Raw genomic sequence first — 16160 nt, 5'->3', positions numbered from 1 at the left:
GTACGGTGCGGGGTCGGCTGCGGCGGAGTGGTCGGCCGGATCGAGTGCCGGGCCGGCTGCAGCGGGGTTCGGCGGCACAGTCGGCAACCCGCAACGTGCTCCTGATGTGAGCTCGCTCACACGGTGTCACAGCCCGATGGAGCATGTCGTCTTAGAGGGCATGACGAACGCGGAACAGACCTCGGTGCTGATCACCGGAGGCAACAAGGGACTGGGGTTCGAGGCGGCCCGGCGCCTCGGGGAACTGGGTTGGACGATCTTTCTCGGCTCGCGTGACGAAGGTCGAGGACGGGCGGCCGCCGACAAGCTGACCGCCGGTGGCGCGAACGTGGTCATGGTCCCGCTGGACGTGACCTCGGACGAGTCGGTGACCGACGCGGAACGACTCGTCCGGGAGCACACCGACCGGCTGGACGTGCTGATCAACAACGCCGGCGCGTCAGGAAGAGCCATCGCGCCCGCGGACGCGACGGTTGACGAGATTCATTCCGTCTACGACACCAACGTGTACGGACCGGTCAGGGTCACGCACGCGTTCCTTCCCCTGCTGCGGGCGGCGGACAATCCGCGGGTGGTGATGGTGTCCAGCGCCGTCGGTACCTTCGCGGTCGTGACCGATCCGGAGCAGCCCGCCTCGAAAATGCACGAGCTCGCCTACAGCTCGTCCAAGACGGCACTGAACATGATCACCGTCCGGTACGCCCAGGCGCTCCCGGAGATCAAGTTCAACATGGTCACCCCCGGGGAGGTCGCCAACCGCAAGTTCGCCGCCACCGACATGAACAATCACACCGGCCAGCTGACGGTCACCCAGGGCACCGACCCGATCCTCGAACTCGCGATGATCGACGCCGACGGGCCGACCGGGATCTTCATCGATCGCCTTGGCCGCATCGCCTGGTGACCGCCGCGCCCTGCCTCCGCGGTCGGGTCTGCCTCCGTGGTCGGGTCTGCCTTCGTGGTCGGGCCTGCGTCCGCCGTTGGTGCGGGCGGGGGTATGTGGACAAGACCGGGCCGGTTGCGGCACCGGAGGGAACCGTGCAGTGATAGGGCGTGATCGACGGGCCGGGCGCCTCGGATACTCTGCTGCCCGTCGTGCGGAAGCGTCCTCGAGCGAGAAGGCGAGAAGGCGAGTAGGTGAGCAGCGGTACGCGAGTCGGCGGGAGGGATTCTGTGCCTGGGCCGGCGGATGAGACGGGCGCGACCGGGTACCGGCCGCTGCTGTTCTCCATCGCCTACGGGATGACCGGTTCCGTGGGCGACGCCGAGGACATCGTGCAGGACGCGTTCCTCGGCATGACCCGGGCGCGCCAGGCGGGAACCGTGATCGCCGACCCCAAGGCGTACCTGGCGACGGCGGTGACGCGGCTGGGCATCGACCACCTGCGTTCGGCGCGGGTGCGGCGGGAGACGTATGTGGGGGACTGGCTGCCCGAGCCGGTCGTCGTGTCCGCCGATGGGCCGGGCCCGGCCGAGCACGCCGAGCTGGCCGACTCGCTGTCGATGGCGTTCCTCGTGCTGCTGGAGTCCCTTTCGCCGGTGGATCGGGCGGTGTTCATGCTGCGCGAGGTGTTCGGGTACGGCTACCCGGATGTGGCGAGGATCATCGGCAAGACCGAGGTGAACTGCCGGCAGATCTTCGCGCGCGCCAGGCAGCGCATCGCCGCTGGGGGGCGGCTGGGCGACAGGACGCCGACCCCGGCGCGGCGGGCGCAGGGCAAGGAGCTCGCCCGCAGGTTCTTCGAGGCCGCCGCGGGCGGCGACATGGACGCGCTGCTCGGCATGCTCGCGCCCGACGTGGTGCTGCACGGGGACGGCGGCGGCAAGGCACAGGCGATCGGGAAGCCGGCGACCGAGCCGCGGCGCGTCGCACAGCTGCTCGTCGCCGGGCTCCGCCGGATACGGATGCTCGGCGTCTCTCTCCGGCCGGCCTGGGTCAACGGCGGGCCGGGCGCTGTGATGTACGACGCCGAAGGACGCGTGGCCGCCGTGGTCGAACTCGACATCGCCGACGGCGTGGTCCAGGCGGTCCACTCGGTCGCCAATCCCGACAAGCTTGCCCACATCGGACCGGTATCTGATGTAGCCCGACTGCCGGAGAAATAACGCGACTCGGTCAGGGGCGGGAGTCGATCAGGATCCGGAGCCGGTCGGGGATCGGCGCCGGTCAGGGGCGGGAGTCGGTCGGGATCCGGAGTCGGTCAGGAGCGGGAGTCGATCAGGAGGGAGATGCCGTCGAGGAGGCGCTGCAGGCCGAACTCGAAGGTGTGCTCGGGGCTGTGCGCCGAGCCGTACACCTCGGCTGCGGCCTCGCCGACGCGCGACGCGACGGGGAAACGGTTGACGTCGGCGATCCGGTGCAGGAAGGGCGCGTGCGCCGCCCACCACTGCTCGTCGGTCATCCCGGTGTGCTTCTCCGCCTCCAGCGCCTCCACCGCGCCTCGCGCCGCGCCGTGGACGAACCCGGTGACGAGCGTGATGACCGAGTCCATCTCGACGTCGGTGAGGCCGATGCCGTCGATGGCGCGCAGCTCGTACTCGTACTTGGCCGTGGTGTTGGGGCCGAGCACAGGACGGCTGGTGGCGACCTGGAGCAGCCACGGGTGGCGCAGGTAGAGCGCCCAGTTCTCGCGGGCGATCTGCAGCAGGCGGGCCCGCCAGCCGCCGGGGAGGTCGTCGGGGCGGGCGGTCTCGCCGTAGACGGTGTCGAGCATGACGTCGAGCAGTTCGGGCTTGCCGGGCACGTAGGTGTAGAGCGACATGGTGCCGACGCCGAGCCGTTCGGCGACCCTCCGCATGGACAGCGCCGCCAGCCCCTCGGCGTCGGCCACCTCGATGGCGGCCCTGACGATGCGGTCGACGCTCAGCTCCGGCTTGCCCTTGCGGCTCGGGCGTTCGCTGGTGCGCCACAGGAGGGCGAGGCTGCGGGCGGGGTCGCCCTTGCCGGTGTACTCGACGGTCACCTTATGTACGGTACACCGTACGGATTCCGCTGCCCAGCAGGGCCACCCAGGTCAGGCCGACGACGAGCGTGAGCCGCTGGAGCAGTCCCGCGATCGGGGAGAGTCCGGCGGCGCCGGAGAAGCCGACCCCGGTGATCACGAAGCCGGCGAGGAAGACGACGCCCGTGACGATCGAGTACGCCGTCCAGCCGGGCCTGCCCCATCCGGCGAAGCGCCTGGCGTACACGAAGCACGCGGCGGGCAGTCCCGCGAAGACCAGCAGCGAGAACAGGTCGTGCAGGGTGCCGGCGGTGGTGGAGGTCGCCGGCGTGTCCTGCGGGTAACCGTTCACCGGGTCGGTCACGAAGAGGCCGGCCCCGATCAGGCCGACGGCGAAGGCGAGCATGAGGGCGAGGCCCCAGCGGGAGGTGCCGCGCAGGCTGATCGCGAAGGCCAGCATGAGCAACCCTGTGACCAGGAAGTTCGCGGTCTGGGTCCAGCCGAGGTCGCCGATGGCGAGCGAGCTGACGGGATGCCGGAGCGGGTCGTAGCCGCCGCCCCGCGTGGCGCCCTCCACCAGGAAGGCGGTGACGAAGACCACCGCGCCGGCCACCCCCGACAACCGCATCAGCCTCATCGCGGTCCCTTCACCGATCACGCGCCCCACCTCCCATCCTGCCCGGCCACGTCACGGCGCGGGGCGGGCCGCCGACCGAATGACGCCGGACCGTGCCGCCGACCGGTTCCCCCCGTGCCGCCGACCGGCTTCCCCGGGGGCGGGACCAGCGCCCCCGAGACGGCGGCCGGTTTCCTCGGGGGGCGGGACCGGTGCCCCCAGGCCGCCGACCGGTTCCGTCCGGGCGGCGACTGGTTCCCTGGGGTGAGGATGGGTGCCCTCGGGTCGGCGACGGGTTTCTCCCGGCCGGCGGCCGGGACGTGGCGCGCGCCGGGGTGGCCGGGGGAGGGCCCGGTGCCCGATCACCTGGGCAGCCAGTCCTTCCACACGATCTTGTTCGCGTCGATCCACTTCTTGGCCGCCTGCTCGGCCGACATGCCGCCGTCGGTCATGTCGCTGGCCACCGCGTTCTGGTGGTCGTTCGTCCAGGAGAAGTTGCGGACCAGCTCGTAGGCCCTGCCGCCGGTGTCGGCGAACTTCTTGCTGACGATCTTGTCGAGCAGGTACGGCGGGTAGTCGCAGGCCACCTTCGCCGCCACGGCGTCGCAGCCGATCGCGTACGACGGAAGGTTGATCTTGGCCATCTTGACCTGCGTGAACAGCCACTGCGGCTGGTAGAAGTACATCAGCAGCGGGCGCCTGGTCCTGGTGGCCGACCGCATCGCCTTGATCAGCGCGTCCTCGCTGCTCGCGTAGACGACCTTGTAGTTCAGCTTCAGGTTGCGGACCAGGTCCTCGTCGGCGGTGACGAAGGTGGGGTCGCCGTCGAGCACCTGCCCGAGCTCACCCGACTTCTCGGTCCTGAACAGGTGAGCGTACTTGTTGAGGTTGCGCCAGTTGGTGATGTCCGGGTACTCCTCGACCATCCACTGCGGCACGTACCAGCCGATCACGCCCTTGTTGCCGTTCAGCCCCGCGGACACGGCGACCTTCTTGTCCTGGATGAACTCCTTCTTCTCCTTGTCGCGGCCCCAGTTCTCGACGATGACGTCGACGTCGCCGCTCTCGAAGCCCTTCCAGGACTCCTCCTCCGTCAGCTTCTTGGTCTCGACCTTGTAGCCGAGCTCGTGCTCGAGGAGGTAGGCGAGCACCGCGGCGCTGGCCTCGTAGCCGACCCACGGGTTGACGGCCAGCCGTACGGTGCCGGTGGCCTTCGGAGTCTGGGGTGCTTCGCTGGTGCAGCCGGTGAGGATCAGGCCGAGGGTGAGGGCCGCGGCCAGCAGTTTGGTTCTCATGTGCGGTCTCCGGCGTGCCCCCGCCGGCGACGGGGGCACACGATCGTCTACTTCGGGATCCAGGCCTGCCACGTGGCCGTGTGGGCGTCGATCCACTTCTTGGCGGCGGCCTCGGCGGACATCCCGTTGTTCTGGATGTCGTTGGCGACCGCGTTCTGGTCCTCGTTGGTCCAGGTGAAGTTCTTGACCAGCTCGTAGGCCTTGCCGCCGGTGTCGGCGAACTTCTTGCTCACGATCTTGTCGAGGTCGAGCTCGGCGTAGTCGCAGGCGACCTTCTTGGGGTCGGCGTCGCAGCCGGCGGTGTACGGCGGCAGGCTCACCCTGGCCAGCTTGACCTTGTCGAAGAGCCAGTGCGGGGTCCAGAAGTAGAACAGCAGCGGCTTCTGCTGCTCCTGCGCCTGCGCCGCCGACTCCAGCAGTGCGGCCTCGCTGCCGCCCGTCACGACCTTGAAGTCCAGCTTCAGGTTCTTGACCAGCGCCTCGTCGTTGGTGACGTAGGAGGGGTCGCCGTCGAGCAGTTGGCCCTTGCCGCCGGACTCGGAGGTCTTGAACAGGTCGGCGTACTTGTTGAGGTTCTTGTAGTCGGTGATGTCGGGGTACTTGTCGGCCATCCACTGCGGGACGTACCAGCCGATGACGCCCTTGTTGCCGGTCGAGCCGGCCGAGGCGGCGACCTTCTTCTCGTCGATGTACTTCTTCTTGAGGTCGTCGTGCCCCCAGTTCTCGACGATGACATCGACCTCGCCGGTCTCGAAGCCGGCCCAGGCGACCTCCTCCTTGAGCTCCTTCTTCTCGACCGTGTAGCCGAGCTGGCTCTGCAGCAGCTGCGCGATCACGGCCGCGCTGGCCTCGTATCCGACCCAGGGGTTGATGGCGATCCTGACCGTCCCCGCGGCCGCGGCGCTCGCCGAGCCGCTGGGCTGGGTGGCGGGGCTCGCCGTGGTACCGCCGTCGACCCTGGCGCCGCCGCCGCACCCTGCGACGGCCAGGCCGAGGGCGACGACCCCGGCCATGAGGCGTATCTTCATCCGGTGATCATCCTCTTGAGTGGGGGGAAGTGCGCCTGTCGGCGCCCTGCGTGATGCGGTCGAGCATGATGCCCAGCAGCACCGTGGCCACTCCGGCGACGAAGCCCATGCCGAAGTCGGAGTGCTGGGAGAAGCCGGTGACGACGTCGTAGCCGAGCCCGCCCGCGCCGACCATGCCGCCCACCACGACCATGGCGAGCGTCATGACGATGCCCTGGTTGGCGGCCAGCAGGATGGCCCCGCGTGCCATCGGCAGCTGGACCTTCCACAGCAGCTGGCGCCGGGTGGAGCCGGCTGAAAGCGCCGCCTCGACGGAGGTGGGGGACACGCCGCGGATGCCGTCCTCGACCAGGCGCACCACGGGTGGCACCGCGTAGATCACCGAGGCGAAGATGGCGGTGAACCTCGTCGGCCCGAACAGCGCCAGCGCGGGCAGCAGGTAGACCACCGACGGCATCGTCTGGGCCGCGTCGAGCAGCGGACGCTGGACGGCCGAGAAGGCGCGCGAGCGCGCGGCGGCGACGCCGAGGACGAGGCCGAGCAGGAGCGCGGCGGCCGCGGCGACCAGAACGGTGGTCAGCGTGGCCATGCTGTGCTCCCACAGCCCCACCCCCGCCAGCGCCAGCAGGCACGCCAGCGCGACCAGCGCGGGGCGCGGCCCGCTCGCCCACCAGGCCAGCGCCAGGACGGCGGCGGCCACCAGCCACCACGGCGTGGAGGTCAGCACGTCCTGCAGCGGGTTGAGCAGGATCGTGGAGGTGATGTTCTTGATCGCCTCGGTGACGTCGTACCAGCTGAACTTGGCCCACTCCACCGCGTCGTTGACGGGGCCGCCGATCGGCACCACCCACTGTTCGGGGAAGGCGGGGGGCAGCACGAAGGTGAGCGCCAGGCCGACCACGGCCGGCGCGCCCGCGACGGCGTACCCGAGGGGTCCCGTGGCGCTCCGGCGGGCCGCCGCCATCGTCATCCGGTCCAGGACGACCGCCATGACGACGATCGCGACGCCGGCCGGCAGCATGAAGCCGACGTTGGCCCGCGACAGGCCGCGGATGATGTCGGAGCCGAGGCCGGGGGCGGAGATGAGAGCGGCGATCACGACCATCGACAGCGCCATCATGATGGTCTGGTTGATCGCCAGCGCGATCGTCTCGCGCGCCATCGGCAGCTGTACCTTGCGCAGCGTCTGCCAGCGGGTGGCGCCGATCGAGTCGGAGGCCTCGGTCGCGGTACGGGAGACCTGCTCGATCCCCAGCGCGGTGATCTTGATGGCGACCGGCATCGCGTAGATGAGGGTGGCGACGGTCGCGGACGAGGGGCCGATGCCGAAGAAGAGCACCATCGGGGTCAGGTAGGCGAACGTCGGCATGATCTGCATGACGTCGAGCACCGGCGACAGGGCCCGGCGCAGGCGTGGCGAACGGCCCGCCCAGACGCCCAGCGGCAGCCCGATCAGCAGGGCGATCAGCACGGAGGCGAGCACCAGGGCGAGCGTGCGGACACCGGCGTCCCAGACGCCGAGCACCCCGAAGGAGGCGAATCCGGCCAAGCCGAGCAGCGCGATCCGCCAGCCGCCGGCCAACCAGCCGAGGCCGCCGATCACCCCGATCAGGCCGGGCCAGCCCAGCGCCTGCAGCACGGTCTCGAAGGCGGTGTAGAGCTGCCCGAGGTAGATGCGGACGTAGTTGATGAAGTACAGGAACAGCGGGTTGTCGTTCCTGTTGGCGTCGACCCAGTCGCGGGCGTCGTTGACGGCGAGGAAGGCGGCCGCCTCGTCGTCGTGCGGGAGGGTGGCGGTGCCGTTCAGCGTGAGGTAGCCGGCCACGAGGGCGGCGACGGCGACCGCGGGCACGACCCAGCGGGGCGGGCGGCGGATGCCGGGAGCGTCCGCGACGGCGACGGCGCCGCTCATGCGCGCGCCTGCGGGACGGGCGCCGTGCCCTCGCCCTGGTCCGGGTGCGCTCCCGCCGCGTCGTCGCCCTCGCCCTGGTCCGGGTGCGCTCCCGTCGGGTCGCCGGCCTCGCCCTGGTGCGCGCCGGGTTGCGCGGCCTCCTCGGGTGACGGTGCGGGCTCGGGCACCCGGATCTCCTCCGGTACGGCCGGCTCGTGCGCCATCGCCGACAGGATGTCCACGCGGTCGACCACGCCGATCAGCTCGTCCCCGTTCATGACACGGATGGGCCTGGCCGAGCCGGTCACCGCGGGGATGGCGTCCCTGATGATCGTGCCGGCCGGGAGGACGGGGCCGTCCAGATGCTCGCCCGGCTCCGGCGTCCGGCAGATCCAGCGCAGCGACAGCACGTGGCTGCGCGGCACCTCGCGGACGAAGTCGGCCACGTAGTCGTCGGCGGGCGCGCCCACGACCTCCTCCGGTGTCCCGAGCTGGACGATCCGGCCCGCCCGCATGATCGCGATGCGCTCGCCCAGCTTGAGCGCCTCCGACAGGTCGTGGGTGATGAAGACCATCGTCTTGCCGACCTCGCGGTGCAGCCTGATGACCTCGGCCTGCATGTCGCGGCGGATCAGCGGGTCGAGCGCGCTGAACGGCTCGTCGAACAGCATCACCTGGGGGTCGACGGCCAGTGCCCTGGCCAGCCCGACGCGCTGCTGCATGCCGCCCGACAGCTGGTCGGGGTAGGCGGTGGCGTGCCCGTCGAGGCCGACCAGGGAAAGGATCTCTCTCGCGCGCTCGTGCCTGCGCGGTTTGGGAGCGCCCTGGATCTCCAGGCCGTAGGCGACGTTGTCGATGACGCGCCGGTGCGGCAGCAGGCCGAAGTGCTGGAAGACCATGCTGACGTGATGGCGGCGTAATTCCCGTAGCTGGGCGGGGGCGGCGGCGATCACGTCCTGGCCGCCAATGGAGATCTTTCCGGCCGTCGGCTCGATGAGGCGGGTCAGGCAGCGCACCAGGGTGGACTTACCGCTTCCCGACAGACCCATCACGACGAACATCTCGCCTGGTCTGACATCGAACGTGACGTCTCTGACGGCGGCCGTGCAGCCGGTCTTCTCGCGTAGTTCGGCCGGGTCGAGATCTTTGTCAGGGCCTTTCATGACGCGATCCGCCCGCGGGCCGAAGATCTTCCACAGCCCGCTGACCTGGATCGCCGCACTGTCCTGCCCGGCTGCCACTTGCTGCCTCCAGAAGCTTGCCGGCCCCGCGGTTGGCCCGGTCCGAGTTGTCGAGGGTAGGCGCGACGGGGCTCAACATAGGGCCTGAATAACGCGAATCACAACGTCGTGACCATGTAGAGACGCGGGCGTTACGGAGTGGATCTTCAACTGGAACGCGGCAAACCCCCACAACCGGACAGAAGGTGATATATAGCGACATTTTCATCTCTGGATCCGATAACGGCGGACCGAAATTGGGGGCCCCAAGTTATCGACGCTTGTGTGGTACCCGACTAGATTTGTCGCGTTATGTTCGTTTGGTCGTTCAGGTATTGGTGTGCTGAAATAGCCGCCACTTGCTGGAGTTTTCCCAGGAGTCTCACGGGAGGCTCTCCCCCCAACTGAGGTTGCGTTCGGTGAGTAGAAGAACCAGTGCCAAGGCCGCCGACCAGGCCGCCGATCACGGTGGATGGCGGCTGCGCAACTGGCGGGTGCGCGCGCGATTAGTCGCGCTGATCCTCGTCCCGACCGCAGCGGCCGTCCTCCTCGGCGGCATCCAGGTCGTCGCCTCCACCAGCGCGGCGGCCGACTACGACCGCGCCAACCAGCTGGCCAAGCTCGCCCAGCAGATCGGCGGTCTCACCCACGAGCTCGGCGCCGAACGCGCCCGCACCGCCTGGTACATCACCCTCGGCCGCCCCGAGCGCGGCCTGGCCGACGTCCGCACCCAGATGAGCAGGGTCGACACCCAGGCCGACAAGGTACGGCAGAGCGCCGCCGTCCTCGGCACCGAGGTCGCGGGCCGGACGGGCGACGAGGTCGCGACCGTGCTGAACCGCCTGGAGGACCTCGCCGCGCTGCGCGACCAGGCGCTCGACTCCGACCTGCTGCCCGGCGCCGCCCTCGACGCCTACACCACCGTCATCGCCGACCTGCTCACCCTGAACGACGAGCTCGGCAAGAACGGCGAGGACGAGGAACTGGTACGCCAGTCGGCGACGCTCGACGCGCTCGCGCGGGCCAAGGAGAGCGCCTCGCTGCAGCAGGCGCTGCTCACCAGCGTGCTGGTCGTCGGCAGGTTCGAGCAGGAACAGCTCAAGACCTTCCTCGGCGAGCAGTCCAACGAGGCCAACCAGCGCAAGGCCTTCGCCGCCGAGGCCACCGCCGCCGAACGCCGCCTGTTCGACGAGACGGTCAACGGCCGCGGCGCCGACCGGGCGCGCTTCCTGCGCGAGCTGGTCCTCACCAGGGTGAGCACCGGCGCCCCGCTCAAGGGACTCGACCTCGCCAAGCGCGACGACGCGCGCGAGTGGTTCGAGGCCGCCACCGTCATCGTCGAGTCCATGCGCTCGGTCGAGGAGCGGCAGTCGGCCGCGATCGTGCTGCGCAGCGAGGAACTGGCCGGGGCCGAGACCAAGCGCGCCTACCTGGTGGCCGGCGCCGTCGTGGCGCTGCTGCTGGCCGTCCTGCTCATCACCACCGGCGTGGCGCGCTCGCTGGTGCGCCCGCTGCGCAGGCTGCGCAGCGAGGCCCTCGACATCGCCGGCGAGCGGCTGCCCGGATTCGTCCAGCGCCTGCGCGAGGCGCGCGACAGCGACGTCTCCGCCGAGGTCACCCCGATCGGGGTCTTCTCCCGCGACGAGGTCGGCGAGGTCGCGCGGGCCTTCGACGAGGTCCACCGCGAGGCCGTACGGCTGGCCGGCGACGAGGCCAAGCTGCGCGCCAACGTCAACGCGATGTTCGTCAACCTCTCCCGCCGCAGCCAGACCCTGGTCGAACGCCAGCTGACGCTCATCGAGCGGCTCGAACGCGGCGAGCGGGACGACACCCGCCTCGGTGACCTGTTCAAGCTCGACCACCTGGCCACCCGCATGCGCCGCAACAGCGAGAACCTCCTGGTCCTCGCCGGCCAGGAGGCCGCCCGCAAGTGGACCCAGTCCGTCGAGCTGATGGACATCGTCCGCGCCGCTCTCGGCGAGGTCGAGAGCTACGACAGGGTCGTCATCCAGGGCGCCTCCGAGGTCGCCATCGCCGGCCAGGCCGTCACCGACACCGTCCACCTGCTGGCCGAGCTGGTGGAGAACGCCGTGTCCTTCTCCTCGAACGACACCAAGGTGACGGTCTCCAGCAGCCGCATCGACGGCGGCGGAGTCATGATCGCGGTGACCGACCAGGGCATCGGCATGAGCCAGGAGGAGATCTCCCAGGCCAACTGGCGGCTGGCCAACCCGCCGGTGGTGGACGTGTCGGTGTCGCGGCGGATGGGCCTGTTCGTGGTCGGCCGCCTGGCGCTCCGGCACAACGTCCGCGTGCAGCTGCGCAGGCAGGACGTCGGCGGCCTCACGGCGATGGTGCTCATCCCCGAGAGCCTGCTGACCGCCATCCCCGGCCAGCAGCCAGGGCACGGCTTCCCGGCGGGGCAGGGCATGCCGCCCCTGCACGGCTCGCCGTCCGAGCCGCAGATGCCGCAGATGCCGCAGGTGCCGCCCATGTCGCCGATGTCGCAGCTGCCGTCGGGCCCGCAGGTGCCGCTCCAGCCGATGGTGCCGCCGCAGGCCGGGCCCCAGCCGTACGAGCGGCCCGTGCTCGACGACCTGAAGCCCTCGCCCATGGGCGCGCCGGTGCTCGACTCGCCGCCCGTCGACTGGTTCGGCACCAACGACGCGCCCTCGGCCGACCTTTCCGACTTCCCGTCCGACTACACCTCCGACTTCACGGCCAACGGGCTGCCCAAGCGCGGCGGGCACGCTCCGGACGACGGTCCCGGCTTCCGCGAGATGCCCGGCCTGGGCGGCTCCCAGGGCCCCGACTCGTACGGCACGCTCGACCGCCGCCCGTTCGACTCCTTCGACGCGCCACCCAGGTCCGGCTTCCCCGACGCCACCAGCCCTCTCCCCAGGGTGGAGACCTCCTCGCTCGACACCGGCGAGGAGGAGTACCTGCCGATCTTCGCGGCGGTGGAGTCGAGCTGGTTCAAGCGGCCGGAACCCTTCTCCGACGCCCCGGACACCCCGGACGCCCCCGCGTTCGACACCGGTCCGCACGCGGGACCCAGCGCGGGGCCCGCTGCGGGACCCACCCTGGGGGGCGGCGTGCCGGGCAGGCCCGCGACGGCACGGCCGGCCGATCCGTACCCGCCCGTCGCGTCCCCGCAGGGCGCACCCTCGCCCGACGCCTGGTCGTCGCCCGCCGACGCGGGCTGGCAGGCCGCCCGCGCGGCCAGCGACCCCAGCCTCGGCGGCCTCACCTCCTCGGGCCTGCCCAAGCGCAAGCCCAGAGCGAACCTGGTGCCGGGCACCGCCGCCGCCCCGCAGTCCGCAGCTCCCACGCCGCCGATGCCGCCGGTCTCGCCCGACCGGATCAGGAGCAGGCTGGCCAGCTTCCAGCAGGGCGTGCGGAAGGGCCGCGCCGAGCTCGACAACGCGCAGGAGGAGGAGCAGCGGTGAAGGAGTTGAGCCAGGCCGCCAGGGACGTCAACTGGCTGGTCAGCGGCTTCGTCGAGGAGGTGCCCGGTGTGGCGCACGCCGTGGTCGTCTCCTCCGACGGGCTGCCCATGGCGTTCTCGCGCGGGTTCCCGAAGGACCACGCCGACCAGCTCGCCGCCGTGGCCGCCGGGCTGATCAGCCTGGTGCAGGGCGCCTCCCGGGTCTTCGAGGGCGGCGGGGTCACCCAGACCGTCGTGGAGATGCAGCACGGGCTGCTGCTGGTGATGTCGATCAGCGACGGCTCGTGCCTGGCGGTGCTGGCCGCGCCCGAATGCGACATGGGCCTGGTCGCCTACCAGATGACCGTGCTGGTCGAAAGGGCGGGCCAGGTGCTCACGCCCGCCGTACGGGCGGAACTGTCATCCGCGCACCCCTGGTGATGGGAGACGATCGTGGCTTCGTGGAATGACGGCCCTCCTCCATATGGGCCGCCGGCGGACTACGGCCGGGGGTACGGCCAGCCGCCGGGTTACGGCCCCGCGCCCACTCCTCCCGAGGAGGAGCGCCCCTCGCTGGTGCGGATGTACTCGCTCACCGGCGGGCGCACCGCGCCGCGCACCAACCTGGCGATGGAGGCGCTGGTCTCCTCGGCGACCTCGGCGCAGCTCGGCATGAACCACACCCGTGAATACCGCGCGATCAGCGAGCTCTGCCGCCAGATCAGGTCCGTCGCGGAGGTGTCGGCGCTGCTGGCCATCCCGCTCGGCGTGGCCAGGGTGCTGATCGCGGACATGGAGGCGGAGGGTCTGGTGCGGATCTACCAGCCGCAGCTGGACGCGGGCATGCCGAACAGGAACCTGCTGGAAAGGGTGCTAAGTGGACTTCGCAGGCTCTAGCGGCCTGACCTCGACGAAGATCGTCGTGGCGGGCGGGTTCGGTGTGGGCAAGACCACGTTCGTCGGTGCGGTGTCGGAGATCCTGCCGCTCACCACGGAGGCGGTCATGACCGACGCGTCGGCGCACATCGACGACGTGTCGCTCACCCCGAACAAGACCACCACCACGGTGGCCATGGACTTCGGCAGGCTGTCGCTGGACAGGGACCTGATCCTGTACCTGTTCGGCACGCCCGGTCAGCACCGGTTCTGGTTCATGTGGGACGACCTGGTGCGCGGCGCCATCGGCGCGGTCGTGCTGGTGGACACGCGGCGCCTGGCCGACTCCTTCCCCGCGATCGACTACTTCGAAGAGGCGAAGCTCCCGTTCGTGGTCGGGCTCAACGGGTGGGACGGGCATTTCCCGCACGTGGAGAACCAGGTGCGGGACGCGCTGACGCTCGCCCCGCACGTGCCGATCGTCCGGACGGACGCGCGCTCCCGTGAAGCGGTCAAGAGCACGCTCATCACGCTCGTCGAACACGCCCTGACCGTGCGCTCCTCCTACGGCCCCACCTTCTGACCGCCTACGACCCGACCTCCTGGCCCGGACCCTGACCCGCACCCGGCGGGCCCAGGTCCGGGGAGCGGGGCGTCAGGCGGTGCGCCACCAGTGGGCGGCGACCAGCTCGGCGACCAGCGTCTCGGTCAGCAGGGCCACGTCCGGATCCTCGTCGTGCCGGTAGCGGATCGCGGCGCGCTCGCCCTCCACATGCCCGCCCACGGTGAGGACGGTGGAGCCGCGCTGCCGTACCCAGTCCATGGCCTGCTCGTCGTAGGCCGATCCGGGGAACAGCAGGGCGCGGTAGTCGAGGGTCTTGGTGAGGTAGACGTCCACGTGCGACCAGTCGCCGCTCTCGCACGCGTCGGCCGGCCTGCGCGGCCCCTCGCGGACCATCAGCGCGGACTGCTGGGCCGACGACAGCCGCTCGGCCGGGGCGATCGTGTAGACGCCGTTCGGCCCGTCGAGCAGGTCGAGGGCGGTCGGCAGCCACTCGTCGCGGCGGTCGAGCAGGTCGGAGGTGGCCTCGGCGGCCCGCCGTACCAGCTCGGGCAGGTCGCGGGGCGCGCCGGTGAGGTGCGACTCCAGCGCCAGCAGCAGGGCCAGCGTGTGCTGGAAGGTACGGCAGGCGACGCCGCCCCGCTCCTCGCCCGCCAGCATCGGGATGACCTGGTCGGCGCCCTCGGTGATCTTCGAGTCGGCGACGTTGGTGAGGGCGACGACGGGGGAGGGGCCGCCGGCGTAGCGGGCGAGGGCGTCGAGCGTCTCCCTGCTGCCGCCGGTCGCCGAGATCGGCACGACGAGCGTCTCGGGGCCGGCGGGGAAGGTGGCGGCGGCCGAGCCGTACTCGGCGTAGGCGTCGAAGCCCCTGGCCCGCAGGCGGAGCGCGGCGACGCTCGCGGCGTAGCGCGAGCTCCCCATGCCGAGGAACACCACTCGCCTGAGCCCCTCCGGCAGCGTCAGCGGTTCCTTCTCCAGCCACGCGGCCAGGTCGGCGAGGGCGGAGGGCTTGGCCTCCAGGTCGGCGTGGAACAGCTCGGGGTTCACGGGTTCTCCTCGGTGTAGCGGGTGCGCAGCACGCCCATGGGGGCGTAGCGCCAGCGGGGCAGGTGGCGCGCGGCGTAGATCAGCTCGCGGCACTCCTGCTCGATCTCGAACGGGCCGAGCAGGCGCTCGTCCAGCAGCTCGGCCCGGCCGGCGGCGCGCAGCCGCAGCCGGTAGGCCTCCAGGAAACCGGCTCTGGCGGCGGCGGCCCACTCGGCGGCGGCGGAGGGGGCGGTGCCGCGGCGCTTGACGGCCACCTGGGCGACGTGTTCCAGGCTGGTGGTGAGCTGGGCGACGTCGCGGGCGGCGGGCTGGTAGGGGTCGGCGTCGGCGACCGTGGGATTGCCGTCGAAGTCGATCACCGCGTATCCGTCGCGCCACTGGAGGATCTGGCCGACGTGGAAGTCGCCGTGGATGCGGATCCTCGGGGTGGTGACCGGGGTGGCCAGCGGGGCCAGCCCGGCGCGCAGGGAGGGCTCGTGGGCGCGCAGCCACGCGCCGTCCTCGCCGTCGGTGAGCGCGAGCGCCTCCTCCAGCGCCCCGGCCGCCCGGTCGAGCGCGGACTCCTGCCGCGAGAGGTCCGCCCCGCCGGGCTCGCCGCCCGCCGGTGACGGGGCCGCGTCCTGCGGGGAGCGCACTGGTGCCGGGGCCGCGTCCTGCGGGAGGCGCACTGGTGCCGGGGCCGCGTCCTGGGGAAGGCGCACTGGTGCCGGGGCCGCGCCGTCCGCCGCGGGGAAGGTGGCGAGCGCCAGGTGCAGGTCGGCGGCCAGCCGGCCGAGCGTGGCGGCGAAGCCGGTACGGCCCGCCTCCGCCTCGTCCACGCACCACTCCCACCCGTCCCTCGCCCTGGGCAGGTAGCCGGTCACCAGGGCCAGCAGCGTCTCGGCGCCCGACGGCTCGACCCTGGTGAGCGCCGCGTACGGCGGGGCGGTGTCCCGGAAGCCCGCCTCGGTCAGGTGCGCGAACGCCGCGAGCGTCGGGTGGGGCAGCGGCGCCGGCTCGGCCAGCCACTTCACCACGACCCGCTCGCCGACGACCACCGAGTGGTTGGTCTGGTCGACGTCGATGCCGCGCTCCCGCCAGGCGTCCCCGGCGCCGGGCTCGCCGGCGGTGCCGTACGGGGCGGGCATGGGTAGGTAGCGGCGGACCCTGAAGGGCTCGGGCACGGGGGCCGACAGCGCCGCCAGGAACGCCGCCGTGAACCCTTCACCGGCGCTGAGAGCGGCGGTGAGAGTTGGCCGGGAACTGGTCACGGCGCC

General features: G+C 71.3%; 14 protein-coding genes. 6 read left to right on the top strand and 8 right to left on the bottom strand.

Features of this window, described 5'->3' with window-relative positions; all coding sequences use genetic code 11:
• Positions 1-904: SDR family NAD(P)-dependent oxidoreductase (locus ACWENQ_RS41525; RefSeq protein ID WP_452419228.1), on the top strand; the 904-nt coding region annotated here is incomplete at its 5' end.
• 269 nt (positions 905-1173) lie between these two features.
• Positions 1174-2106, top strand: coding sequence for an RNA polymerase sigma factor SigJ (sigJ, locus tag ACWENQ_RS41520; protein WP_452419226.1), 933 nt, complete (start codon positions 1174-1176; stop codon positions 2104-2106).
• A 95-nt stretch (positions 2107-2201) separates the two neighbouring features.
• Here the strand turns inward: sigJ and ACWENQ_RS41515 are convergent, their stop codons facing one another.
• The 6 genes from ACWENQ_RS41515 to ACWENQ_RS41490 all read right to left on the bottom strand — a co-directional run bounded on the left by ACWENQ_RS41515 (position 2202) and on the right by ACWENQ_RS41490 (position 8935).
• Entirely contained in the window at positions 2202-2963 is a 762-nt protein-coding gene (locus tag ACWENQ_RS41515; protein WP_354922471.1) for a TetR/AcrR family transcriptional regulator, read from the bottom strand.
• Between the two features lies 1 nt (position 2964).
• Complete coding sequence (locus ACWENQ_RS41510; RefSeq protein ID WP_452419224.1) at positions 2965-3600, bottom strand: DUF998 domain-containing protein; 636 nt, start codon at positions 3598-3600, stop codon at positions 2965-2967.
• Between the two features lie 320 nt (positions 3601-3920).
• Positions 3921-4853: an ABC transporter substrate-binding protein gene (locus tag ACWENQ_RS41505; protein WP_452419223.1), complete on the bottom strand. Its 933-nt coding sequence runs from the start codon at positions 4851-4853 to the stop codon at positions 3921-3923.
• Between the two features lie 47 nt (positions 4854-4900).
• Complete coding sequence (locus ACWENQ_RS41500; protein ID WP_354922477.1) at positions 4901-5881, bottom strand: ABC transporter substrate-binding protein; 981 nt, start codon at positions 5879-5881, stop codon at positions 4901-4903.
• Positions 5882-5888: 7 nt separating this feature from the next.
• Positions 5889-7793, bottom strand: coding sequence for an ABC transporter permease subunit (locus ACWENQ_RS41495; RefSeq protein ID WP_452419221.1), 1905 nt, complete (start codon positions 7791-7793; stop codon positions 5889-5891).
• Positions 7790-8935, bottom strand: a complete 1146-nt coding sequence (locus ACWENQ_RS41490; RefSeq protein WP_452419259.1) for a quaternary amine ABC transporter ATP-binding protein — start codon at positions 8933-8935, stop codon at positions 7790-7792. The genes ACWENQ_RS41495 and ACWENQ_RS41490 overlap by 4 nt, the downstream gene beginning before the upstream one ends.
• A 476-nt stretch (positions 8936-9411) precedes the next feature.
• On the opposite strand from ACWENQ_RS41490, the gene ACWENQ_RS41485 reads away from it, so the two are divergent.
• The 4 genes from ACWENQ_RS41485 to ACWENQ_RS41470 all read left to right on the top strand — a co-directional run bounded on the left by ACWENQ_RS41485 (position 9412) and on the right by ACWENQ_RS41470 (position 13878).
• Positions 9412-12441 carry a nitrate- and nitrite sensing domain-containing protein gene (locus tag ACWENQ_RS41485; protein WP_452419219.1) on the top strand — a complete coding sequence of 1010 codons (3030 nt, stop codon included), beginning with the start codon at positions 9412-9414 and terminating at the stop codon, positions 12439-12441.
• Positions 12438-12860, top strand: coding sequence for a roadblock/LC7 domain-containing protein (locus ACWENQ_RS41480; RefSeq protein WP_452419217.1), 423 nt, complete (start codon positions 12438-12440; stop codon positions 12858-12860). Before ACWENQ_RS41485 ends, ACWENQ_RS41480 begins: the two co-directional genes overlap by 4 nt.
• Before the next feature lie 141 nt (positions 12861-13001).
• Positions 13002-13316, top strand: coding sequence for a DUF742 domain-containing protein (locus tag ACWENQ_RS41475; RefSeq protein ID WP_358140933.1), 315 nt, complete (start codon positions 13002-13004; stop codon positions 13314-13316).
• 4 nt (positions 13317-13320) lie between these two features.
• Positions 13321-13878, top strand: a complete 558-nt coding sequence (locus ACWENQ_RS41470) for a GTP-binding protein (RefSeq protein WP_452419258.1) — start codon at positions 13321-13323, stop codon at positions 13876-13878.
• Positions 13879-13950: 72 nt separating this feature from the next.
• On the opposite strand, the gene ACWENQ_RS41465 is transcribed toward ACWENQ_RS41470, so the two are convergent.
• Positions 13951-14904 (bottom strand): SIS domain-containing protein, encoded by a 954-nt coding sequence (locus ACWENQ_RS41465; RefSeq protein ID WP_449931704.1) that lies wholly within the window; start codon positions 14902-14904, stop codon positions 13951-13953.
• Entirely contained in the window at positions 14901-16154 is a 1254-nt protein-coding gene (locus ACWENQ_RS41460) for a hypothetical protein (RefSeq protein ID WP_452419215.1), read from the bottom strand. The genes ACWENQ_RS41465 and ACWENQ_RS41460 overlap by 4 nt, the downstream gene beginning before the upstream one ends.
• Between the last annotated feature and the right edge of the window lie 6 nt (positions 16155-16160).

It is taken from the genome of Nonomuraea sp. NPDC004354 (genome assembly GCF_053602555.1).
The sequence above is the reverse complement of the archived record's forward strand: the minus strand, read 5'-3'. Positions and strand labels throughout refer to the sequence as shown.

Coding starts and splice junctions, on each gene's coding strand:
- ACWENQ_RS41505 (WP_452419223.1), bottom strand. CDS start 4,853: ATGAGAACCAAACTGCTGGCCGCGGCCCTCACCCTCGGCCTGATCCTC.
- ACWENQ_RS41500 (WP_354922477.1), bottom strand. CDS start 5,881: ATGAAGATACGCCTCATGGCCGGGGTCGTCGCCCTCGGCCTGGCCGTC.
- ACWENQ_RS41495 (WP_452419221.1), bottom strand. CDS start 7,793: ATGAGCGGCGCCGTCGCCGTCGCGGACGCTCCCGGCATCCGCCGCCCG.
- ACWENQ_RS41490 (WP_452419259.1), bottom strand. CDS start 8,935: ATGAAAGGCCCTGACAAAGATCTCGACCCGGCCGAACTACGCGAGAAG.
- ACWENQ_RS41475 (WP_358140933.1), top strand. CDS start 13,002: ATGTACTCGCTCACCGGCGGGCGCACCGCGCCGCGCACCAACCTGGCG.